This window comes from Dactylosporangium sp. NPDC051087 (assembly GCF_055586325.1).
On the sequence record NZ_JBVJIJ010000063.1, the window covers coordinates 1 to 23,040 of the forward strand.

Below are 23,040 nucleotides of genomic sequence, written 5' to 3' on the forward strand. Positions count from 1 at the left end.
CGGGTGTACCTGCCGCCGGACGCCAACACCCTGCTCTCCGTCGCCGATCACTGCCTGCGGTCCCGCTCGTACATCAACCTCATCGTCATCGACAAACAGCCACAGCTGCAATGGCTCGACATGGACGACGCCGTCGAGCACTGCGCCCGCGGCGCCGGGATCTGGGACTGGGCCGGCACCGACGACGGCACCACCGACCCCGACATCGTGCTGGCCTGTGCGGGCGACGTCGTCACGATGGAGACCGTCGCCGCCGCCCAGATCCTCAAGGAACGCCTGCCGAAGTTCCGGGTCCGGGTCGTCAACGTCGTGGACCTCATGACCCTGCCCCGGCCGAAAGACCACCCGCACGGGATGAGCGGCACCCAGTTCACCGAACTGTTCACCGACACCGTCGACGTCGTCTTCGCCTTCCACGGCTACCCCGGCGCCATCCACCAGCTCGTCCACGGCCGGCCCGACGCCGACCGGTTCCGGGTCCGCGGCTTCATCGAGGAGGGCACCACCACGACCCCGTTCGACATGACGGTCCGCAACCGCGCCTCCCGCTATCACCTCGTCATGGACGCCCTCAACAACGCCAAACGACTCCCGCAGGGCGCCGCGGACCTGAAGGCGTGGTGCGAGCAGAAGCTCGCCGAACACGAGGTGTACGTCGTGGAACACCTCGAGGACATGCCCGAGGTCCGCGACTGGAGCCTCGGCGACTGGGCGGTCCGCGGATGACCGGCACCGCCGGTGAGGCGCTGTACCGAGCGGCTGACACCGCCCGGTACGCGCCATCGATCCACAACACGCAGCCCTGGCGATGGGTCGTCCGCGGCGACCATCTCGAACTGTTCACCGTCACCGAACGGCAGCTGCACGAACAGGACCCCGACGGGCGCCTCATGCTGCTCAGCTGCGGCACCGCCCTGCACCACGCCCTCATCGGCCTCACGGCCGAAGGCTGGCACGCCCACGTCGAACGACCCGCCGGCAAACCCCTCGCCGTCATCCACGCCGGACAGCACGAACCCGCCGACCCGCACGCCATGCAACGGCTGCAGCTGCTGCGGATCCGGCGCACCGACCGCCGCACGGTCAGCGACGAACCGATCCCGCAGACCGTACGCGACGCACTCATCGACGCCGCCCGGCACGGCGGCGCGCGGCTACACATCCTCAACCGCGACGAGGTCCTCAAACTCGCCGTCATGATCGAACACGCCGGCGACGCTGAACAACACGACGACAAGATGCGGGCGGAAACCGCCGTTTGGGTCGGCGGCGACCGACCCGACTACACCGGCCTGCCCGACGCGGTCATCCCCGCCGAACTGCCGCTCACCACCGTCGCCGAACGCGACTTCGGCACCGGCGGCACCCTGCACGCTGGCGCCGGCCACGACAACGCCGCCGCCTACGCCGTGCTCTACGGCGACAGCGACGAACCCACCGACTGGCTCCGAGCCGGTGAGGCCCTCAGCGAACTGTGGCTCGCCGCCACCGAACACGGCGCGGCAGTACTCCCACTTAGCAGCCCCGTCGAACTCGACTTCACCCGCCAGGCACTCCGCCGGATGCTCGGCGACACCGGCTACGCCTACCTGGTGCTCCGCCTCGGCATCAACGACGCCGACCACGCCGGACCACCGCACACACCGCGGTTGCCCGCGAACCAGGTCATCGAGGTCACCGACTGAGAGTCGCAAAGCGGCCGACGCAGACCAGCTCACGCCTACCGCGTCGGCCGCCTACCGGCATCCACACCGCCGCAGCCGGTCGAGAACTGCTTTGGGTAGCTGCCCGTCGTGCAGGTGTTCTCAGCCTTCCACGGTTGCCGCGTGGGGAACTGATCTGGCAGGTCACCATGTTCGGTCTCGCCGCTGCGGTCACGGTTTCGACGAGCCCTCTCAGCACCGTGGGACGCGGGTCCGGGCCGGCCGAATCCTGGAGGTCGATGGACATGACCTCGCGATCCGCGGGATCAACCATGGTCATCTGTGGCGCGCCCGCAGCGAACAGGTCGGCGGCGACTGGTACGACGCGATCCGCATCGACGACCCCGGCACGCTCGCACTCACCATCGGCGACGTCAGCGGCCACGACATCAACGCCGCCGCGCTGATGGGCAAACTCCGCAGCAAACTGCGGCTGCTCGTCCCCGACCGGTACGAACCACCATCCGCGCTGCTGACCCGGCTGGGCACCGCCAACCACACCCTCGGCGACACCATCATGGCGACCGCCCTGCTCGCCGTCCCGCAACCCGACCCCGCCGGCGGACACCTGCTGCGCTGGTCGAACGCCGGACACCCCCGACCCCCTGCTCGTTACCGGCACCACCGCCACCATCCTCACCGGCCACGACCTGCTCCTCGGCGTCGACCCCACCCGGCCACGCATCGACCACACCCACCCCTTGCCGCCCGGATCGACACTGCTGTTGTACACCGACGGACTGATCGAATCTCGCGAACACAACTACCTGAGCCGGGAACAGCGCCTCCTCAAAGTCCTCGCCCGCCTCGCCGACGCGCCGCTGCCGGACCCACTGCACACGCTGTACACCGCGTCCGCCGGCCCCGAGCATGAAGACGACGTAGCGCTGCTTGCCGTACGCACCCCGTAGGGCGCGTTGGCGGCGAGGGGGTCAGCGGCTCTTCGATGATCGGTGCGCGCGGCGCTTGCGCTGTTAGCGGTTCAGGTCATGGTGAGGCGGCCGATCATCGCGTGCGCGGCGGCGGTGACCAGGGCCCGGTCGTAGCTGACCACGAACTCGAACTCGCGGTCCCCGTCGACGCCGGTGTCGCCGAGGTCGCGGGCCATCAGGGCTGCGGCGGTGTGCGCGCCGAGGACCACAACGGTCCACTCGCTGGCCAGAGGATCCTGGATGGACAGGGCCGCGCCGCGGACGCCGGGCGCCGGTGCCGAAGGCATGTCCACGCCAAGCGCCGCGACGAACGGCAGCCGGGCCGCGAGCCGGGTGAACACCGCGGCGGTGGACGGGCGGAAGAACCGGGCCTGTTCGAACGCGGCGAACAGCACCGGCGGCACCACGGCCTGCATCGCCATCTGCTCCAACGTCCGCGACACCGGCACCAGCAGATGCTTGGGTGCTTGACGGACCCGCCGATCACCGCCAATGAGTTCGTACGGGGTCTGGTGCAGGGCTGGGCCGATCGGCCGAGCGGCGAACCGCTCCGGACGGAACGTGGCAGGCGTGAACCGGCGTTCGCCGCGGCCCCACAACCAGCCCTGGCCGAACGTGGCGCCGAGGACGAGAGCCCGGGTGCGGTCCTGCGGCGTCTCGATGCCTTCGGCGACGACTTCTGCGCCGGACTGCTCCGCGTACGCGCGGACGGCACCGGCGACGGTGACGGTGGCCGAATCGGTGACTGTGCGCAGCAACTGCAGGTCAAGTTTGACGACTTCGGGCCGCAGCAGCGGAATGAACGCCAACGATTCCGGTTGCACCCCTACGTCATCGAGGGCGATCGCGCATCCGGCGGCGCGGAGACGTTCGGCGCCGGCCAGCACCCCGGCGAGGTCGGCTGCCAGGGCCCGCTCGGTGATCTCGACGACCACCTGCACATGCGCGGCCCGGCCGCCGACGGCGTCGAGGACTACATCGATGTGCTGGGTGAGGGTACTGGGCTCGACGTTCACGAACAGCGTCACCGGCCGCCCACCGGACAGGTCCGCCGCTTCGGCCAGCGACGAGCGCAGCGACACGCGTTCCAGGTCGGCGAGCCGGCCGGTCGCCCGGGCGGCGTCCAGGAGGGTCAGCGGCGACGCCCAGCCGGTGCCGGCCGGGCCGCGCAGCAGCGCCTCGAACGCCAGCATCGCGCCGGTGTCCAGATCCACGAATGGCTGGTAGACACAGTGCAGCCCACCGCCGCGCAGGACCTCGTCAAAGCCTGCAGCGGCCTGCTGCGTGCGAAGAACATTCACCTGCACAGTATCGGCGGCCGGCGGCGCTGCTTGAGCTTCCGCATGATCTCCAGCGCCGCATGACCGAGATAGCTGCGGAGCACCGCCAACGCATCCGGAAAGGCCGTGATGCCACTGCCGGTGAAGGGGTATCCGTGGTACTCCCGCTGGCCATCGATCGGCCCGCTGACGAGAGAGCTGTCAACAAGGACACGAAGACGCGGTGACCCCGTCTGGTCGAAGGGGTTCGGCTCGTTGGTCCTGCGCGCGGACGGGACCACGTACCGCGGAATCGGCATCGGTCAACTAGACCTCAGACCTCAGATGGAAGCGATCAGGAGACCGGACTGAACTGGCGCGCGAGTCATCGCGCCGAATGCGCAGCGCCGGGTGCCCGCCCCGGTCGGGGCCCCGGTAGTCGGTTGACACACGCGCTGGCGCGCCGACGCACCAATTTGGCGCCAGCGCAGCAGGCGAACGGAACATGACGGACGACGACATTTCACACCAAAGACAGGAGTCAACGCCAGCCCGAGTGATGGCTGTGCCGGCGGATGGGAGCTGGCGGTTTGCGAGCCGTCGGTGACGACGAGTCATCGGGTCTTGCTGTGCTGCTGAACTGCGGCTAGGTGGGCGAGGCCATGAAGTCGCTCGAGCGGCTCCGGAGCACGGCCGGGGCGGCGCCGGACGGGGATAGTCCTTGCCGGCGTCGCCTTTCAGAAGCGGTCGAGGCGGCAGCCTTCCAGCGCTGGCTCGACGGTACCGCTGAGCAGTTCGCTCGCGACCAGTCTTCCCACGAGCGGGCGAGTGTGACTGCCGAGTGCATCACCGCCAGGTACAGCCCGGGCGCCCCTGGGACCGGGCCGATGATGGGCTCGCCGTCGGCCGGCATGGGGCGTGCACCGATCCGGGTGCTGAGCAGTTCGGTACTCGCGGCGCCGCGGAAGGTTGACCGTACTGCGGCCAGCGTCTGTTCCGGCGAGTCGGCAGCGGCGATGATCCGGTCCGGGGCGACCTGCCGGAGATCGAAGTCCTGGTTGTTGACCACGGTTCGGACCAGACCGGCCGGAGCGCGGAACCGCAGCAGCGTCGCCGGCGGCGGGCCGACCGGGACGCGTATGCCCAGCGGCGCGGCCAGCATGGGCGTTGCTACTCCGGCCGCGAGCACCACCGTCGCGCCTGGGACGAACCCGAGGGCTGTCCCGGCTCCGGCGATCCGACCGGCGGTGTCTCGGTGGACAGCGGTGACCGGGGCGTCCGCGTGGACTTGTGCGGTGTGGTCACGAATGCCCGCGACCAGTCGTTAGGTCACGCCGACGGGGTCGACGGCGCCGTCGCCGGATGCCCAGAGTGCCCAGGCCGGGGGCTGTAGCAGGTTGGGCTCGAGCGTCGCGATGGTGGCCGCGTCGAGGATCTCCCGTCCGGGCCCGGTCTGCGGCGTGCTGTCCGTCGGGCGCCACGATAGTGAGCCGGACCAGGTCACGGGAAGTCCCGGTAGCTCGGCCTCGAGCCGACGGTACTCGTCCATCGCCGCCATTCGCAGCCCGGCAGCGGGGCCGGTCCGTACCCCGGACGATCCGATCCAGGCGAAGAAGTCCGCCGTCACCCCGGCGCCTTGCCGCCCTGCGTCGATGAGGGTTACGGCAGCGCCTGCCCGGGCGGCGTGATAGGCCACCGAAGAGCCGACCACGCCGGCGCCGACGACTACGACGTCCCGCATATCGGCCGATTCGACACGCTGGTGACGGTATTCCCCGCTCGATCGGCGTCACCGTCTTCGACCATGCCGCGAAGCGGCTTATCAACGCAACGCCGGACGCTGCTGATCATGTGCGAACGGCGTTCACGACTTGATTGATTCGGCATGGCACGCGCTGATGCGACCGTCCAACCGGGCCGTCGGCGCCGGACCGCGCCGGCGGCAATCTTGAAGGAGTGCCATGACTACTGTTGACCATGCCGGACCCGGCGCCGACGACCTGGTTGCCGGGTGTGTGCTGGGCGGTCCCGCTGCGGCGGACCGTGAGGATCCCGAGGTGCTTCGTGAGGATCCCGAGGTGCTTCCCGCCGCGTTGCGGCATCTGCGCGACGTCGCTGTGCACGCGTGCCGGACCGCTGCGGTGAACGGGTTCTACCCGCCTGAGCTCGCCGTCGACGTCCTGGTCGACACCACTGCGGCGTTGGCCGAACTCGCTCACACCATCGTGCCCTGTGTCGAGGACTTCTGGCCGCCGGCCGGCGACCGCGTCGCCGCCGCCGAGCGGGCGCTGATGCGGGCGCGGATCGATCTCGACGCGGCCCGCCATCACGTCATGCTCGTACCCGCCGCCACCAACCACCTGGACGTTGCCGTCGCCTAACCCCGACGGCAACCCTGACCCCGCTCGGGCAGGTACCCGCATGCCGGGCCTGCCGGAGCGTGGGCCGGCACGCGGCCGGAACGTACCCGTCCGCGCCGCGGCGGGTGCGTCGTGCATCGCACGTGGCGGGCTACGGTGACCTGATGGGCGTGACCACGACCGGACCGGCGAGGGTCGCGGCAGTGTTCCACCCGTCGGCCGTGCCGCAGCTGACCGAGGCGGCCTTGGCCGCCGCCGGGCTGCCGATCGAGCCGTTCACCGTCATGCACGTCGACCTCGTCCGTGTCACCACGAAGGGCAAGTGGCACGCACCGAGCAGTGCCGCCCACCGGTGCACCCACGTGACCCGCGGGTTCGGGCACCTTCCCGCCGACGTGCCCGTGCGGCAGGTCAGTGTGCTGGGCGAGTACGACGTGTGCAGCGCCTGCGCCCACCAGGTGCGGGTTGCCGGCCCATCCGGGGTACTGCACGTCGCGGCGGGTCTGACCGTCGCCGCCGCGCAGTGGGTCGCCGAGTTCGAGCGTCTCGCCCCCGGGATGGGATGGCTGGACGTGGCCCGCTGGTCACAGCAGACCCCGTTCGGTCCGCCGGACCCGATCACGGACCTGTTGACCGGGCTCAAAGGCGTCCGGGGTTTCGCCGGGCACCGGGCGGCCGTCGCCACGGCCTGGGACCGGCTGCGCCGCCGCGCCGACACCGCTGCCGCGGTCGCCCGTCAGGCCGCCGGGCCGCCAGGGTTGCGGGTTCTGGCCGCCCGCGCCCGGGACCTTCTGCTCAGTGACCGCGCCACCCTGATGGAGGCGCACGTCCTGGAAGCGATCAGTGGTGGTGCCCGCCGCATCCTCTACGAACCGCAGCTGTCCCGGCAGTCCCTCGACGCGTGGCTGCAAGCGGTCGCCGCCGACGGTGACCTCACCGCCGGGCACACCGCCATGCTCACCGCCGTCGAAGCCCGCCTCGCCGGCGCCGAGGTCCGGGACGTGTCGCTGCTGCCCGTCCCGCCGCTCACCACCGCGACCGGCCACCCATCGCCGGCGGCGTGGGCCGCCGCGGAGTACCAGCTGCCACGCCGCCGCGTCGTCGACGTCTGGTGCGCCCGGCTTGCCGCGACATTGCACGACAGGCACCTGCACAGCGGCGCCGGCGACCAGCTCCTGCTGGTCGCCGGCTGGCCGATCATCAACGAACCCGACCGGGAGATCGCCTACCTCATCCAATACCCGGTCCTCGCCGACGCCGTCGTCGCCACCCGCTACCGCACCCCGACCCCGGCGCCGCAGACCATCCCGCGAGCGGTCGTGCTGCGGGTGCCGGCGTTCGCCGCCAGTCACGCCGTCGGTCACGCCGCCGCGCACCGCAGCGACGACCTCCACGCAGTATCCGGTCCGGTCGTGCCCGCAGGCGCTGCGGTCGACGACCGCGAGGTGCGGGCCCTGCTGCGCTCCGCCGCCGGATACCTACCGCAGGACAGCACCGCCGACCCGGCAGGTCCGCTGCACCCTGTCGCCGCCTGGCGGGCCGCGGCCGGACCGGCGACCGACCTGCGTGCCTGGGCCGCCGAACACGGCGGGCACCACTGGAACCTGCCGCAGCGGTGGCGGTGGATCCCCGCCGACGACCCCCACACAAGCGGTTGGGGATCGGCGTCGCTGTTGCAGCAGCTGTGCCAGGCGCTGCGGAACTCCGCCGTCGTGCTCATCCTCGCCGCAGGCGAGCACGACGCGTTGGACCGGGTAGAACTCGTCGTCTGCCCGGAAGCGGTCGCCCCGGACACCAGCGCCCTGACCTACCGGCCGCACGATCTGCCCGGCTGCCCCACGGTCACCGTGCCCTGGCGGCGCATCATCGCCGTGCACCACGCCTGGTAGCCCAATACCCGACCTGACGTTGGCTGGACGCAGGCCTCGCGGTGGCTGGTGCAGCGATCCGGCCGTTTGTTCCCACCGGGGATGGTTACCGCAGTAGGCGTCGGCGGTGGGGGAGTGCCGCGCTACGGTCGTTCGTCGTCGCGGGGCAGGCGCACCAGATGCTGGTAGCGGGGTGTGCTGGCGCCGTAGATGCTGAAGTTGAGCTGGGCATCGGCGAGGCTCAGGTCGCCGTTGCGGCCACCAGCCGGCATGCCGACTGGTGCTTCGCCGGGGTCGTCGTCGGTCCAGTAGCAGACCGGGCAGGTGCTGCAGCCGGTCCGGAACCCGCAGCACGCGCACCGGGGCAAGGTTGGTTGACCCATACCGGCAAGCCTTCCACATTCCCTGCCGCCCCGGCAGACCGCCACGACGCCCCCGGCGCTGATCCCGCCCGCAGCCGGCACGAGACGACCACCATAGCCGGGCGGGCCCGGCGTGCCGTGCGCGTGCAGTCCCGGTTGCGCAGGTCTATCGGGTCAGTGTCCAGCTCGTGCCCGGACCTCCGGCAGCAGCACCGAGGGGGGCGGGGCGCCGCGAGGACGGGCATCACACCGGTCCTGTCCGGTTGTCGATGAACAGTGTCAGCGTCGGATCCGCGATGCGAGCGAGGGACTTCAGGTGGCACCGATGCGACCCAGGTCGAGGCGTGCGACGACCGGGACGGTCGTGGCGTGGTCCAGCGGTGCGCGCGCCAGCACGTAGACCGCCTCGCCGATCCGGGTCGCGCTGCGGACCGGACCGGCGAGGTTGACCGCCGTGGGCGGTGACGCGGCCCGGGTGACGGTGTCCAGCACGACGGTCTGCACGTGCCGGTCGCCGCCGATGATGAGGACCTGCCGCTCGTTGAGGCGGACCAGTCCACGGGGGCGGCCGACCGGCGTGACGATCCACTCGTACCGGCCGGTGTCGATGTCGATGACGGCGCAGTGCCCGTCGCCGAGGACGAAGAACGTCCGGTCGCGCAGCCAGCACGCGGCCTGGCAGGCGCTGGCGGGGAGCCCGGCCGGCCACCGGCGGGCGTCGCCGAGCCCGGCGCCGGGCTCGACCAGGGCGGTGTGCTCCGTGCCCGGCGACCCGGAGGTGGAACGGTCCAGCAGCCACGGCACCCCGCCGGGGCCGGGCACGAGCAGCGGAGGGCGGCTGAACCCGCCGGCGGCCACCATGACCTCGTCGTCGGCGACGCGCAGGACCCCGCCGCCACGGGCCACCAGCAGGTCACCGTCGACGGTGACCATCGGGTCGCCGGCACAGCCGGTCAGCTCCAACCGGCGCCGTGGCCGGCTCCGGAGCTGGCTGCCTAGGTCCATCACACCGTCGGCGACGGCGACGAGGAGCCGGTCACCGGCGGCGCCGACCCCCGTGATGGCCGGTCCGTGCGCCACGACAGTGCCGTCCACGCCGTCCGGGGCCGCTACCGCCGCCGGGGTGAACCCGTCCGGCGAACCGAGCTGCAGCGGCGCCGGGTCAGGGCGCCGCGGGCACAGCAGCGCCGCCAGCGGCACGTCCGGCTGGCCGTATACGGCAACGGACCGGTTCGCCGCTCTGACGAGTTCGGACCCGGTGGCGACGCCGCCAATCAGCGCCTCAAGATGCGGCCGGTCGAACAGCACGACGTCGCGGACCTCGGCGGCGCGCCAGCGGGCGCTGTCGTGGAAACCGGACCGTGAGGCGAGGACACCGATCGTGCCTGGGCGTCGTTGGGTGAGGATGTCGCGCAGCTGCCGCAGCGGCTCGACGGTGATCGGATCCCCGTGCCACTTGGCTTCCATCAGGTACCAGGTGCCGTCCAGAAAGAACGCCACGTCGACCTCGCAGTTCGGGCCGCGCCGATCGGCGTCGGCGTCCACGCCGTCGCGGACCAGCGCGTCGGCGAGTAGCGCGTTGAACCGCATCCCACGCACCGAGGCGCTGATCCTGCCAGCCCGAATTTCCAGATGCGCGTAGCGCTGGACCAGGCTTGTCACCGTCGTGGTCGTGCTCTCAGCAATCACCCGGTGATTATTAGGTCCCGTCCTCGCCGATGACGGCTCCAAGGCGGGTACTGCTGCTGCGATACGCGCGTGTACCCGACGCCGCCCGGCAGCTGTGCACCCCACGGTGTGCTGCCGAGGGCAGGAGGGGCGCTCTACCCGGGGAGCATTAGTCGATGTCAGCGACCGTGTCATCCGGTCAAGGGTCGGTTCGGTCCGGCCGATCGTGTCCACCGCGACGCGGGCCGCGGCTGGCAGACGGGCGGTCATGAAACACCAGCGAGCCACCCAACTGGCCGAGCAGCTCCTGGGCGCCCTGCACGCCGGCGGGAAGAGTGGCCGCTGTGCATCGTCACCGAAGTCTCGGTGTTCGGATCCTACGCCCGCGGCGCCATCGAACCCCACGACCTGGACATCGAGATCGAGTTGGATCGGTCTGACGAGCGGTGGATCCGGCATTTCACCACCTGCATGTCCTACGGGCCCGACCCGTGCCTGATCATCCGCCGGGCCCTGGTCGGCGGCTTCCGCAACTGCCATTTCCTGTTCGAGGCCCGGGACCGGGTCGACTTCCCGCTCACCCGGCTGTGGCGGGCCGGTGACAGCCTCGCCGTCGCCATGGACTGGCTGCACGCCATCGACGTCGATCCCGGCGCTGGCCGGGCACTCCGCGACGCGATGCTGCCGCAGTTTTAGGGCCTGGACCGGTAGATCTCCCGGCCGGCCTGCGAACGGCTCAGCATCGCCGTGGCGGCGGGTGCGATCACCTTGCACCGGCTGGAACTGCCCGGCGTGCCGGTCGCTGATCCGGCCGCCCAGGACCATCTGCACCGGCGGTGGGCACCGACCAGTCCGCTGTTCCGGGCCGGGCACGCCGTCCTGGCCCACTTCGAGGAACGCGGTATCGACCCGTCCCAGGTGCATCTGCACGGCCGTGACGTCGCCGGCTCGGAGACTGCGTACTTCGCCGGTTCGCCCTGCGGTACTTCCCGCAGATTCCGGTCTGCCTGAGCCACCACTGCGGTGTGGAATGGCTTGACGGCGTGCACCCCACCAAGTCTCAGCCGCTGGTCGCGTTGCAGATCCGGCCGCTCAGACCGGACCTGCTCACGAACACAGTCTGGCCCTGACATCCCGGCGGAACCTGTCGGACACGACGCACACCGGTCCCGACGGGCCGGGGCAGTCTGGCGGCCGGGCGGGTGAGCGGGCACGATGGTCGCCGTGACCGCGACCGCCGCCTCGACCCGTCCGCCGGGTGCCGTCCTCGAGGCGGTGCTGGAACGGCTGACCTACGTCAACGAGGACACCGGCTACACCGTCGCCCGGGTCGCGACCGGCCGCAGCGGCGACGAACTGCTGACCGTGGTCGGGGCGCTGCTCGGCGCGCAACCCGGGGAGAGTCTGCGCCTGGTCGGGCGGTGGTCCAGTCACCCGAAGTTCGGGCGGCAGTTCGAGGTCGAGTCCTACACCACCGTGCTGCCCGCCACGATCCAGGGCATCCAACGCTATCTCGGCTCAGGCCTCGTCAAGGGCATCGGGCCGGTGTTCGCCGAACGGATCGTCGGGCATTTCGGCCTGGACACGCTGCGGATCATCGAAGAGGAACCCGCTCGGCTGATCGAGGTCCCCGGCCTAGGCCCGAAACGCACCGCGAAGATCACCGCCGCCTGGGAAGAGCAGAAGGCGATCAAGGAAGTGATGGTATTCCTGCAGGGGGTCGGCGTGTCGACGTCCCTCGCGGTGCGGATCTTCAAGCAGTACACCGACGCGTCCATCTCCGTGGTCAAAAACGAGCCGTACCGCCTCGCCGCCGACGTGTGGGGGATCGGGTTCAAGACCGCCGACACGATCGCCCAAGCGGTCGGCATCCCGCACGACAGCCCAGAACGGGTCAAAGCCGGCCTGCAGTACACCCTGTCCGAGGCCACCGACGACGGGCACTGCTATCTCCCGCAGGCGAACCTGGTCACCGACGCGGCGAAGATCCTCGACGTCCCCGCCGCGCTCGTCCGAGCCTGCCTGGACGCCCTCGCCGCCGACGAGGGCGTGGTCCGGGAGGAGCTACCCGGGCCGGACGGGCCGGTGACCGCTGTGTACCTCGTGCCGTTCCACCGAGCCGAGACAGCCCTCGCCGGCGCCCTGAACCGGCTGCTGCGAGAGCGCGCAGACCGGATGCCGCACTTCGCCGACGTCGACTGGCCCAGGGCCCTCACCTGGCTGCATACCCGAACCGGCGCCACCCTCGCACCGGAGCAGGAACAAGCGGTGCGGCTCGCGCTCACGTCGAAGGTCGCCGTCCTCACCGGCGGCCCCGGCTGCGGCAAGAGCTTCACCGTCCGCTCCATCGTCACCCTCGCCGTCGCGAAGCAAGCCAAGGTCACCCTGGTCGCGCCGACCGGCCGGGCAGCGAAACGGCTCGCCGAACTCACCGGGCACCCCGCCGGGACCGTGCACCGGCTGCTGCAGCTACGCCCCGGCGGCGACGCCATCTTCGACCGCGACAACCCCCTCGACGTCGACCTGCTCGTCGTCGACGAAGCGTCCATGCTCGACCTGATCCTCGCCAACAAGCTCATCAAGGCCGTCCCGGCCGGCGCGCACGTGCTCCTGGTCGGCGACGTCGACCAGCTGCCGTCCGTCGGCGCCGGCGAGGTCCTCCGCGACGTCCTCACCGCCGACAACGTGCCGCAGGTCCGGCTGACGCAGGTGTTCCGGCAGGCCGCCAAGTCCGGGGTCGTGGTCAACGCCCACCGCATCAACGCCGGGAAACCACCGCAGCTGCAGGGCATGACCGACTTCTTCCTGTTCGCCTGCGAGGACACTGACGAGGCCGCCGCGCTGACCGTCGACGTGGCCTGCACCCGCGTCCCGGCGAAGTTCGGGCTCGACCCGCGCCGCGACGTCCAGGTCCTCGCCCCGATGCACCGCGGCCCGGCCGGCGCGGGCGCGTTGAACGGGCTGCTGCAGCAGCGGCTTACTCCCGGCCGGGACGGGCTGCCGGAGCGGCGGTCCGGCGGGCGGGTGTTCCGCATCGGCGACAAGGTCACGCAGATCCGCAACAACTATGACAAGGGCCAGGCCGGTGTGTTCAACGGCACCCTCGGCGTCATCACCGCCCTGTCCGGCGACGAGCAGACCCTCACCGTCCGCACCGACGAGGACGAGTCCATCGACTACGACTTCGACGAGCTCGACGAGCTCTCCCACGCCTACGCCATGACGATCCACCGCTCCCAGGGCTCCGAATATCCGGCCGTGGTCATCCCGTTGACGACGAGTGCGTGGATGATGCTGCAACGCAATTTGCTCTATACCGCCGTTACCCGCGCCAAGCAGCTCGTCGTCCTGGTCGGGTCCCGCCGTGCCCTGGCCGCCGCTGTGCGCACCGTCGGGGCTGGCCGCCGGCACACCGCGCTCACCTACCGCATCACCACCTGAGCAGCCGGGCGGGGCTGTTGCGTCGGTAACCTGACCAGCGACCCGAACCCGCAGAGCTGAGGACTCCGTTAGGGTCCGAAATATGGTGGGCATCCCACAGGTACGGGAGGTCGGTTGGTTCGTCGCCGGCCCCGACCGAGACCCGGTTCGGCACCTCTTCCTGCGGGTCGAGGAGTTCATGGACGGCTCCGGGACGTGGTCGGTGGACCTGCACGAATGCCAGGGGCGGCGAGACACCGCCGGCCGCGTCCGGCACACCTATCCGTCGGAGGCGGACGCTCGGGCTGCGCTCGCTGCCATCTACCGGCTCAGCCGGTTCCTCGAACCACTCCCGACCGGGGACGAGCAACAGCTGGAGCCGGGTCGGTGGCGGGTCCGCGTGTACGAACCGACCCTCGGCGTACTGACCGCCCGAAGCAGCGCGCACTAGATAGGCCCTGTAGTCGGTCGGGATGCCCGGGCCCGCCAGACCCCGCAGAAACTCCCGCACGCCTTCAAATCCGGGGGCGGCATCAGTTGGCAGCGACCTGACGGACCAGATGCCTCCCGGCTCCAACGGGACCGGGCAACACCAGCTCTACTAATGAGCAACGGTCAGCAAGTGACGCGGACCGGGGTCAAGAAGGAACGTTGGAAGAGCTCGTCAGAGCCAGCGCCGGACCTGGCGGCGGTAGTCCGCGTAGGCCGGGCCGAAGCGCGTCGCGAGGTAGCGCTCCTCCGGCCGGATCACCAGCGCGAACACCGCCGCCAGCACGACCGGCAGCAGCAGCATCGGCCACCACGTGCCCAGGAGCAGGGCCACGCCCAGGTAGAGGACGGCCAGGCCCGCGTACATCGGGTTGCGCGACAGGCGGTAGCCGCCGCTCGTCACCAGGGTCGCCACCGCGTGGTGGGGCACGATCGTCGTCCGGTGGCGGACGACTCCCGCGATGCCCGACACCGCCAGCCCGACGCCGGCCAGCGCAACGACCGCGCCGAGCAGGGTGGTCCAGGGGCGGGCGCCGACCGGTAAGGGCGCGGCCCGGTTGAGCAGGGCGCCGCCGATGAGGCCGGCGGCGTAGTACATCGGCGGGGGAACGAAGATCACGCGCGCACCCTCAACAGTCATGGCCTGCCACCCTTCTATTTGGTAGTGTTAACCTCTATCCAATAGAGCACTACACTCGGCCGGTGACTGTCAAGCGGCGGTATGAGTCGGCCCACCGACAGGAGCAGGCGCGCGCGACACGGCGGGCGATCCTCACGGCCGCCGGTGACCTGTTCGTGGAGCCGGGGTATGCCGCGACGCCACTCACCGCCGTCGCGGCGGCGGCGGGGGTGGCGATTCAGACCGTGTACAAGGTGTTCGGCACGAAGCAGGCGTTGTTGTCCGCGCTCGTCGACGTGACCATCGCCGGGGACGACGAGCCGGTGGCCCTGGGCGGGCGGGACTTCGTGGCCGACATCCGGCGGCTGCCGGACGCGCGGTCCAAGCTGGCCCGGTATGCGCGGCATCTCGGGGAGACGCACGCCCGGCAGGCGCGGGTGATGGTGGCGCTGATCGGGGCGGCGACGGCCGATCCGGACGCAGCCGCGATCTGGCGCAAGAACGGCGAGGAGCGCCGGCAGGGGATGACGATGTTCGCCGAGGACCTGGCCGCGTCCGGGGAACTGCGGGTGGCGCCGGAGCGGGCGGTGGACGTGCTGTGGCTGGCGATGGACGTGCGCAACTACGGGTGGCTGGTCGTCGAGCGGGGGTGGCCGGTCGAGGACTTCGAGCGGTGGTACGTGGACACCGTCGCGGCGGCCATCCTCTAAAAGGGACCTTTCGGGGTCAGGGTTTGGGTTGCTCTTCTTTATGGGTGATCGCTGTGGCCTGTGGCGGCGGTTTGCTGGGGGGCATGCGGTACGGCGATGGCGGTGGTCTGAACTCGGCTGCGCGGGAGCGGCGGGAGTTGGTGCGTCGTCGGGCCGGGGAGCTGTTCGCGGAAGGCGTCACGGCGTTGGGCGTGGCTGCTGTGTTGGAGGTATCGGCGAACAGCGCGTACCGGTGGCGGCGGGCGTGGGCGGCCGGTGGGCCGTTTCGCGGCCTGGTCTCCGCGGGCGAGGTCGACCTGGTCGGCGAGTTCGTCGACGGGTTTGCGTTGCGCGGCCGGCAACAGTCCCGCCCACTGGCGCCTGCGCGGCGGCTCCTCCCGGGGCGGGGGTGTGCGGCGGCGTTCATCCTCGGTGCCGGGTCACACGCCGGCAGCGGGGGTGGTGGTGTCGTAGTCGAGGAGGTGGTTGAGCCGGATCGCGGTGTTGATCAGCGACAGGTGGCTGAATGCTTGGGGGAAGTTGCCGAGTTGTTCGCCGGTAAGGCCGATCTCTTCGGCGTAGAGGCCCACCGGGTTGGCGTAGGTGAGCATCTTGTCGAAGGTGAGCCGGGCTTCGTTGAGGCGTCCAGCGTCGGCGAGGGCGTCGACGTACCAGAACGTGCACAGGGAGAAGGTGCCTTCCTCGCCGCGCAGGCCGTCGGGGGACGCGGCGGGGTTGTAGCGGTAGACGAGGCTGTCGGAGACCAGTTCCCGGTCCATCGCGTCGAGGGTCGACAGCCACATCGGGTCGGTCGCAGTGATAAAGCCAAGCTGCGGCATGAGCAGCAACGCGGCGTCCAGGACGTCGGAGCCGTAATGCTGGGTGAAGGCGCCGTTGTCCGGGTTCCAGCCGCGGTCCATAATTTGCTGGTAGACGGTGTCGCGTTGCGTGGTCCACCGTTCGACGTCTCCTGGCCGGCTGCGGCGGGTGGCGAGTCTGATCGCCCGGTCGAATGCCACCCAGGTCTGGAACCGGCCATAGGTGAAGTCTTTGCGGCCACCGCGGGTCTCCCAGATGCCCTCGTCGGGCTGGTCCCAGTGTTCGCAGAGCCAGTCGACGATCCGGGTGACGGCGGCCCAGCCGTCGTAGCCGATCTCCTGCCCTTGGGCGTCGGCCCGGTACAGCGCGTCGAGAGCTTCGCCGTAGACGTCGAGCTGCAACTGCCCGGCGGCGTCGTTGCCGACGCGTACCGGGCGGGAGCCCCGCCAGCCCTCGAAGTGCTCGAGGGTCTCCTCCCGCAGGTCCGACGACCCGTCGATGCGGTACATGATGTGCAGCGGCCCGGCGCCGTCGGCGGCGTCGCCGCCGCCGGAACTCGCGGGCGCATGCTCGACTGTACGGTCGCGCAGCCACTGGCCGAATGCCGCGGCTTCCTCGGTGTAGCCGAGGCCGAGAAGGGCACGGATCGAGAACGATCCGTCCCGCAGCCAGGTGTAGCGGTAGTCCCAGTTGCGTTCCCCGCTGACGAGTTCGGGCAGTCCGGCGGTCGGCGCGGCGACGGGCGCGCCGGTCGGGGCGTACGTGAGGAGCTTGAGGGTGATCGCGGAGCGGGTGACCATCTCCCGCCAGCGTCCGCGGTAGGTGGAGGCGCTGACCCAGGCGCGCCAATATTTGGCCGTGTCGGCGCCAAGGCGCTGCAGCTCAGCGACCGGCAGCCGGTTTGGGCGCCCGCCGCCGTACTCCAGGACGATCCCGGCAGTGTCGCCCTCGTGCAGGGTGGTGGTGATGTGCAGGTCGTCGCCGTCGCGGCGGACGTCGCGGTCGTGTTCGGCGACACCGACGGGGTGCACCGTCAGGGTCGTGGTGCCGGCGGTGAAGACCGCGCCGTCGCTGGACACGTCCAGGGTGTGCGGTAGCCGGCCGTAGTCGAAACGCGGTGTGACGTCCACGGCGAAGCGCATGGTGCCGCGGACGACCCGGATCATCCGCACCAGGCGGTGCCGGTCGGTGGCCACCGCTCCGGCGATGGGCATGAAGTCGGTGACCTCACCGACCCCGCCCGCGGTCATGAACCGGGTGACCAGCATCCCGGTGTCGGGTAGGTACAGCTGGCGGCTCACCACCTCGCCAGCATGGCCAGCATCGCCAGTGTTGCTGACATCGGGGGCGATGCGGCAGGAGCCTCCCCGGTCAGCGTCCAGGAGCCCGGCGAACACGCTGGGCGAGTCGAAGCGCGGGCAGCACCACCAGTTGACGACGCCGTCGCCGCTGACCAGCGCGGCAGTCTGCAGGTCACCGATCAGTCCGTGATCGCTGATGTCCGGGTAGCGGTGCACGAGGACCCCTCCTGCCGTCGCAGCGTGCATACGAGGTCCAGACTCGCCGACGGCCGCCGGGATGCGCCTCGCTCCCCACGGAGGAGCCGGACCCGCCCGTGGGTTGACCGCGCCGGACGGTGACGGTGTCGCGCGGCCGTCCCCGGAGGTTTCGGCATGCACAGCCGCCGGGCGGTCGACTCGTACGAGTCTGGGTAGAACGACGCGGTGCAGAACCTTGGTGCGCCGCTACCGTATTCGGCGGTACCGGCCGGAGCGCTGGTGTTCGATGCTGCCGGGGACCGGGTTGGGGTCGTGGAGCATGTGTTGGCCGATGCGGGCAGTGGCATCTTCCATGGCCTGATCGTGCGGCCTGCGTCGCTGCTGGACGGGGCCGTGTTCGCCGACCGTGAGCAGGTCGATGGATTGTACGAGGGTGGTGTCGTCCTCACGGTCCTTGGTGCTGAGTTGCATGATCCGGGTGAAGACGCGGTCGCGGCCGATGCCGCCGATGGTTCAGCGGGCGAAACGATCCGTGAGCGGTTACGGCAGGCGTGGCGGTGGCTGCAGCAGCCGCGGTGACCCGGGCCCGTAATCAGGGCAGGCAGATGGCATGGTCCGTAGCGGCATCGTCGCTGTGCCGCGGGGTGAGTGCTGAGGTGAGCGGCCGCTTCGAGCAGGTACGGATCGTCATGCCGGGCGTAGCTTGCCGGACATGTGGCATTGGTTCAGGGGTGCGCTGCAGGAGCATGCCGAGCTGGCGATCTTCCTGACCCTGGCCTTGGGTTTCCTGGTCGGCCGGCTGCGGTTCCGCAGTATCGTGCTGGGCCCGGTCACCGGCACTCTGCTCGCCGGGGTTCTGGTCGGGCAGTTGCACATCAGCATCCCGGACCTGGTCAAGACGGTGGCGTTCATCGGGTTCCTGTTCGCGTTGGGGTACCGGGTCGGGCCGCAGTTCTTCGCCGCGTTGCGTAAGGACGGGCTGCCGCAGCTGGTCGTCGCGGTGGTCGGCTGCATAGCGGGGCTGCTGATCGCCTACGGCATGGCGCGGGTAATGGGGTACGGGCCGGGCTGGGGGTCCGGGCTACTGGCCGGGGGGCTGACCCAGTCGGCGGTGATCGGCGTGGCGACCGACGCGATCAACACCTCCACCGCAATCTCCGACGCGCAGAAACAGACGCTGATCGCGCAGATCCCGGTCGGCTACGCGGTGTGCTACCTCATCGGGACCGCGGCCGCCGCCTACACCCTGTCCCAGCTCGCCCCGCACCTGCTCGGTACCCGCGACCTCGCCGCCGAGGCGGCCGGGATGGAGCGGGAGCTGGGCACGTTCCACGACCCGGACAGCCGCCCCGCCTACCAGCAGGTCGTCCGGCGTACGTTCCGGGTCACCGCCGGGTCCGAGCTCGACGGGACGACCGTCGGCGGCGAGGAGGCCCTCGCTGGGTCCCGAGGCCGGCGGATCTTTGTGCAACGCTACCGCCGCGACGGCGAACTGCGGTTCGCCACGCCCGACACCGTGCTGCGCGCCGGCGACCACGTGACGGTGACCGCGGCACACCGTGACCTCATCGATGGGCAGATGAACGCCTCCGGGGTCGAGGTCGACGATCCGCAGTTGCTCGGCTACGACATCGAGACCGTCTCCATCGTCCTGACGAACAAGGACCTCGCCGGGCACACTCTCGCCGACCTCGCCCAACATCCGGTCGCCCGGGACCTGTTCGTGAAGCGGGTGGTGCGGGCCGGGATCGAGATCCCGCATGGACCCGCCACGGTCGTGCACCGCGGCGACGAACTCACCGTCGAAGGGCCGAAAGAGCTCGAGCAGGCGGTGCCGATCCTTGGCAAGGCGAACCGGTCCAGCGACGAGACCGACTTCTCCTACATCGGCGCCGGGATCGTGCTCGGCGGGTTGATCGGCATCCCGGCGGTCGCCGTTGCCGGCGCGCAGATCGGTCTGACCACGAGCGGCGGAGCGCTCATCATGGGCCTCATCTTCGGGTGGCTGCGGGCGAAGTACCCGACGGTCGGCCGGTTCCCGCCGGCGGCGGAGTGGCTGATGGACACCGGTGGACTGTGCATGTTCGTCGGGATCGTGGGCATCCAGTCCGGTCCCGGCTTCATCTCCGGTGTCCGGGCGCAGGGCGCCGGCCTCGTCCTCGCCCGGCCTCGTTGTGACGCTGCTGCCGATGGTCCTAACGCTCGCGCTCGGCCGTCTCGTCTACAAGTGGCCAGCCGCGACCAACCTTGGCGTCACCGCGGGGACGTTCACCACGACCGCGTCGATCGGCGCGATCTGCGACGCGGCGAAGAGCCGCGTCCCCGTGCTCGGCTACACGGTCCCGTACGCGATCGGCAACACCCTGCTCACGATCTGGGGCGCGCTCATCGTCGCCCTGCTGTCCTGAATGTCAGCTGTCCTGAACCGCACCAGTTCTCAGGGGGAACCGACCATGACCAGCAGAGCCGACCAGCGGCGCCTGGAGACCCTCAGCCCGTTCGAGCTCAAGAACGCGCTCATTGCCCTGGCCGACGACCAGACCCGGCCTACTGCGGCGGCGATGCTCAACGCCGGGCGGGGCAATCCGAACTGGATCGCTACCATCCCGCGGGGGGCGTTCTTCCTCCTCGGGCGGTTCGGTCTGGACGAGGCCCGCCGGGACTGGCACGACTGGGACGGCGTCGGCGGTATGCCCGCCCAGGACGGCATCGCCGACCGCCTACAGTCGTTCCTCGCCGAGCGCGCCGACGAACCCGGCGCTGGTCTGCTCCGGGCTGGTGTCGAGTATGGCGTGGGGGAACTCGGCTTTGACCGCGACGCGTGGGCGTGGGAACTCACCGATGCCGTGATCGGCGATCACTATCCCCAGCCGGACCGGATGTTGCCGCACGTGGAGCAGGTCGTGCACGCCTACCTGGTGCAGGAACTGTGCGACGGGAAATCTCCGGCGCAGCCGTTCGACCTGTTCGCCGTCGAGGGCGGCACGGCGGCGATGTGCTATCTGTTCGACTCCGCCGTCGTCAACGGCATCCTCGACCCCGGCGACCGGATCGCGATCATGACCCCGATCTTCACCCCCTATCTGGAGATCCCGCGTCTGGACCGGTACCGGTTCGACGTGCTGGAGCTACGCGCGTCCCGTTACGACACCGAGGGCTTCCACACGTGGCAGTACGACGACGAGGAGATCGCGAAACTCGCCGACCCGACAGTCAAGGCACTGTTCCTGGTCAACCCGTCCAACCCGCCGTCGGTCGCCCTGTCGGCGCAGACCCGCGACCAGATCAGGCGCATCGTGGAGTCCGCGAACCCTGGCCTGACGATCATCACCGACGACGTATACGGCACATTCGTCGACGGGTTCGAATCGTTGATGTCGACGCTGCCCCGCAACACCATCGGCGTCTACTCGTTCAGCAAGTACTTCGGCGCCACCGGCTGGCGGCTCGGCGTCATCGCGGTCAACCGCGACAACATCTTCGATGACAAGCTCGCACAACTGCCCGCCGACCGGGCAGCGGACCTGCGCCGCCGGTACAGCCCACTCACTCTCGAACCGGACCGACTGCGGTTCATCGACCGGATTGTCGCGGACTCGCGGCAGGTTGCGCTCAACCACACCGCCGGACTGTCGTTGCCGCAACAGGCGCAGATGGGCCTGTTCAGCCTCTTCGCACTCCTCGACAGCCACGGCGACTACCGGGGCATCTGCCGCAGCATCATCGACCGGCGCATGGCCGCGCTCACCGACGGGATGGGCGTCGCGCTGCCGCACGATCCGCAGGCAGCCAGGTATTACGTGGAGCTGGACCTGCTCAACTACGCCCGCCGCTGGATCAGCCCTGAGTTCGCCGACTGGCTGCAGGCGACGTTCGAACCGGTCGACCCGGTGTTCAGGCTCGCTGAGAAGGGTTCGGTCGTGCTGCTCAACGGTGGTGGCTTCGACGGCCCGGAATGGAGCGTGCGGATCAGTCTGGCGAACCTGCGCCAGGACGCGTACGAACGTATCGGCGGCTGGCTCCGCGAGATCATGCAGGGCTACGAGGAGGAGTTCCGGCGTGTCGGCGGCGCGATCCCGACGCCCGCCTCCTGGCCGGGCGGGTTCAGGGGTGGCGAGATGCTGGCCAGCGGCATGGCCACCCGGATCGAACCGGCCAAGGCTGCCCGGTGAAGGACGCGGCCACTGACCTGCTGACCTCGGTCGAGGGACTGGTCCTGTTCGTCTGCCTCGCGCTCGGGTTCGCGCTGGGCAAGGTGAGGTTCTGGAAGATCACCCTCGGCGGGGTCGCCGGCACGTTGATCGTCGCGATCTTCGTCGGCATGCTCGGCGTGAAACTCGACAGCCAGGTCCAGAACATCGCCTTCGCCATGTTCATCTTCACCCTCGGCTACATGAGCGGCCCATCGTTCTTCGCCAGCCTCAACCGCGCCAGCCTGCGCTACGGCATCTTCACCCTCGTCGAAGTCGTCACCATCCTCGCCGTCGTCGCCGGCGCGACCCTCATCCTGCACCTCGACGAAGGCACCGCCGCCGGGCTGCTCGCCGGCGGCGCGACCGAGTCCGCGGTCGTCGGCACGGCCACCGATGCGATCGGCAAACTCGACCGGACACCGGCGCAGATCGCCACCCTGCAGGGCAATGTCGGCACGGCCTATTCCATCTCCTACATCATGGGCCTTATCACTATCGTGCTGTTCACCAGTCAGCTCGCCCCGGCCCTGATGCGGATCAACCTGCGCGACGAGGCCGACAAACTCTGGGCCAAGCTCGGCGGTGGCGCCGGGGAGGAAGGCACCACCACTCAGGCGCTGCCCGAGATCGTCGGCCGCGTGCACGCGGTGACCGCGGCCGCCGGCCGCACCGTCGAACAGGTGGAACGCGCACTCGGCTACGCTGTCGCCGTCGAACGCGTCCACCGCGACGGCAACAACGTCGATGTAACGCCAGCGACCCGCCTACAGGCTGGCGACGCCATACTGATCAACGGCCGCCGGGAACAGCTCCTCAACGCCGGCGACGTGATCGGACCCGAACAGTCCGGCATCGCCGGGACGGACCTCGACCTCGACATCCAGCAGGTCGTCCTCACCACCAAGGAATACAACGGCAGCACCCTCGGCCAACTGCGGCACGCCATCGACCCCCGACGCCGCCGGGGAGCGTTCCTCACCGGCATCACCCGTGCCGATCATCACTTGCCGGTCCAAGACGGCACTCCGATCAACGCCGGGGACACTCTGCAGTTCACCGGCCGTCGCCGCGACCTGGACCGGTTCGTCCCCGGCATCGGGTTCCGCATCGACCCGGCCGTGAAAATGGACGTCATCTTCATCGCCACCGGCATCATCATC

Annotated in this window: 17 protein-coding genes and 4 pseudogenes; 14 read left to right on the forward strand and 7 right to left on the reverse strand. The window is 70.2% G+C overall.

Going from position 1 to position 23,040, the window contains the following annotated elements:
* The 3 genes and pseudogenes from ACZ6TV_RS53975 to ACZ6TV_RS53985 form a co-directional block, all read left to right on the forward strand.
* Positions 1-726, forward strand: a 726-nt coding sequence (locus ACZ6TV_RS53975; RefSeq protein WP_465309338.1) for a phosphoketolase family protein, incomplete at its 5' end; no start/stop codon positions are given.
* Positions 723-1,685: an Acg family FMN-binding oxidoreductase gene (locus ACZ6TV_RS53980; RefSeq protein ID WP_465309340.1), complete on the forward strand. Its 963-nt coding sequence runs from the start codon at positions 723-725 to the stop codon at positions 1,683-1,685. The genes ACZ6TV_RS53975 and ACZ6TV_RS53980, both read left to right, overlap by 4 nt.
* A 91-nt stretch (positions 1,686-1,776) precedes the next feature.
* A pseudogene (locus ACZ6TV_RS53985) lies at positions 1,777-2,614 on the forward strand (PP2C family protein-serine/threonine phosphatase).
* Between the two features lie 71 nt (positions 2,615-2,685).
* Here ACZ6TV_RS53985 and ACZ6TV_RS53990 read toward each other — a convergent pair.
* The 3 genes and pseudogenes from ACZ6TV_RS53990 to ACZ6TV_RS54000 all read right to left on the reverse strand — a co-directional run.
* The gene (locus tag ACZ6TV_RS53990) at positions 2,686-3,936 is read right to left on the reverse strand and encodes a sensor domain-containing phosphodiesterase (RefSeq protein WP_465309342.1); all 1,251 of its coding nucleotides are present in this window, start codon (positions 3,934-3,936) and stop codon (positions 2,686-2,688) included.
* Positions 3,933-4,214, reverse strand: a complete 282-nt coding sequence (locus ACZ6TV_RS53995; RefSeq protein WP_465309344.1) for a hypothetical protein — start codon at positions 4,212-4,214, stop codon at positions 3,933-3,935. Before ACZ6TV_RS53995 ends, ACZ6TV_RS53990 begins: the two co-directional genes overlap by 4 nt.
* A gap of 326 nt (positions 4,215-4,540) precedes the next feature.
* Positions 4,541-5,641: pseudogene (locus ACZ6TV_RS54000) on the reverse strand (NAD(P)/FAD-dependent oxidoreductase); the annotation flags it as partial.
* Positions 5,642-5,855: 214 nt separating this feature from the next.
* Here ACZ6TV_RS54000 and ACZ6TV_RS54005 point away from each other — a divergent pair.
* Together ACZ6TV_RS54005 and ACZ6TV_RS54010 are read left to right on the forward strand one after the other, a co-directional pair.
* Positions 5,856-6,275 carry a hypothetical protein gene (locus tag ACZ6TV_RS54005; protein WP_465309346.1) on the forward strand — a complete coding sequence of 140 codons (420 nt, stop codon included), beginning with the start codon at positions 5,856-5,858 and terminating at the stop codon, positions 6,273-6,275.
* A 143-nt stretch (positions 6,276-6,418) separates the two neighbouring features.
* Complete coding sequence (locus ACZ6TV_RS54010) at positions 6,419-8,143, forward strand: hypothetical protein (protein ID WP_465309348.1); 1,725 nt, start codon at positions 6,419-6,421, stop codon at positions 8,141-8,143.
* A 122-nt stretch (positions 8,144-8,265) separates the two neighbouring features.
* On the opposite strand, the gene ACZ6TV_RS54015 is transcribed toward ACZ6TV_RS54010, so the two are convergent.
* Both ACZ6TV_RS54015 and ACZ6TV_RS54020 read right to left on the reverse strand, forming a co-directional pair.
* Positions 8,266-8,505: a CPCC family cysteine-rich protein gene (locus ACZ6TV_RS54015; RefSeq protein WP_465309350.1), complete on the reverse strand. Its 240-nt coding sequence runs from the start codon at positions 8,503-8,505 to the stop codon at positions 8,266-8,268.
* Between the two features lie 291 nt (positions 8,506-8,796).
* The gene (locus ACZ6TV_RS54020; protein WP_465309352.1) at positions 8,797-10,074 is read right to left on the reverse strand and encodes a restriction endonuclease; all 1,278 of its coding nucleotides are present in this window, start codon (positions 10,072-10,074) and stop codon (positions 8,797-8,799) included.
* A gap of 444 nt (positions 10,075-10,518) precedes the next feature.
* Between ACZ6TV_RS54020 and ACZ6TV_RS54025 the strand changes: the two genes are divergently transcribed.
* The 3 genes from ACZ6TV_RS54025 to ACZ6TV_RS54035 all read left to right on the forward strand — a co-directional run bounded on the left by ACZ6TV_RS54025 (position 10,519) and on the right by ACZ6TV_RS54035 (position 14,023).
* Positions 10,519-10,848 (forward strand): hypothetical protein, encoded by a 330-nt coding sequence (locus tag ACZ6TV_RS54025; RefSeq protein ID WP_465309354.1) that lies wholly within the window; start codon positions 10,519-10,521, stop codon positions 10,846-10,848.
* A gap of 519 nt (positions 10,849-11,367) precedes the next feature.
* Complete coding sequence (recD2, locus tag ACZ6TV_RS54030; protein ID WP_465309356.1) at positions 11,368-13,593, forward strand: SF1B family DNA helicase RecD2; 2,226 nt, start codon at positions 11,368-11,370, stop codon at positions 13,591-13,593.
* 82 nt (positions 13,594-13,675) lie between these two features.
* Positions 13,676-14,023 carry a hypothetical protein gene (locus ACZ6TV_RS54035; protein WP_465309358.1) on the forward strand — a complete coding sequence of 116 codons (348 nt, stop codon included), beginning with the start codon at positions 13,676-13,678 and terminating at the stop codon, positions 14,021-14,023.
* 213 nt (positions 14,024-14,236) lie between these two features.
* Here the strand turns inward: ACZ6TV_RS54035 and ACZ6TV_RS54040 are convergent, their stop codons facing one another.
* Complete coding sequence (locus ACZ6TV_RS54040) at positions 14,237-14,680, reverse strand: methyltransferase family protein (protein WP_465309360.1); 444 nt, start codon at positions 14,678-14,680, stop codon at positions 14,237-14,239.
* An 83-nt stretch (positions 14,681-14,763) separates the two neighbouring features.
* Here ACZ6TV_RS54040 and ACZ6TV_RS54045 point away from each other — a divergent pair, with 83 nt between their 5' ends.
* Both ACZ6TV_RS54045 and ACZ6TV_RS54050 read left to right on the forward strand, forming a co-directional pair.
* Positions 14,764-15,390 (forward strand): TetR/AcrR family transcriptional regulator, encoded by a 627-nt coding sequence (locus tag ACZ6TV_RS54045; RefSeq protein WP_465309362.1) that lies wholly within the window; start codon positions 14,764-14,766, stop codon positions 15,388-15,390.
* 83 nt (positions 15,391-15,473) lie between these two features.
* Positions 15,474-15,638 (forward strand): annotated as a pseudogene (locus tag ACZ6TV_RS54050) (helix-turn-helix domain-containing protein); the annotation flags it as partial.
* A 171-nt stretch (positions 15,639-15,809) separates the two neighbouring features.
* On the opposite strand, the gene ACZ6TV_RS54055 reads toward ACZ6TV_RS54050, so the two are convergent.
* Positions 15,810-17,705: a glycoside hydrolase family 15 protein gene (locus ACZ6TV_RS54055; RefSeq protein WP_465309370.1), complete on the reverse strand. Its 1,896-nt coding sequence runs from the start codon at positions 17,703-17,705 to the stop codon at positions 15,810-15,812.
* Positions 17,706-17,912: 207 nt separating this feature from the next.
* On the opposite strand from ACZ6TV_RS54055, the gene ACZ6TV_RS54060 reads away from it, so the two are divergent.
* The 4 genes and pseudogenes from ACZ6TV_RS54060 to ACZ6TV_RS54075 form a co-directional block, all read left to right on the forward strand.
* Positions 17,913-18,266: a hypothetical protein gene (locus ACZ6TV_RS54060; protein WP_465309364.1), complete on the forward strand. Its 354-nt coding sequence runs from the start codon at positions 17,913-17,915 to the stop codon at positions 18,264-18,266.
* Positions 18,267-18,399: 133 nt separating this feature from the next.
* A pseudogene (locus ACZ6TV_RS54065) lies at positions 18,400-19,788 on the forward strand (aspartate-alanine antiporter-like transporter); the annotation flags it as partial.
* A gap of 352 nt (positions 19,789-20,140) precedes the next feature.
* Entirely contained in the window at positions 20,141-21,859 is a 1,719-nt protein-coding gene (locus tag ACZ6TV_RS54070) for a bifunctional aspartate transaminase/aspartate 4-decarboxylase (protein ID WP_465309366.1), read from the forward strand.
* On the forward strand, positions 21,856-23,040 hold a 1,185-nt coding region (locus tag ACZ6TV_RS54075), incomplete at its 3' end, for an aspartate-alanine antiporter-like transporter (protein WP_465309368.1). The genes ACZ6TV_RS54070 and ACZ6TV_RS54075, both read left to right, overlap by 4 nt.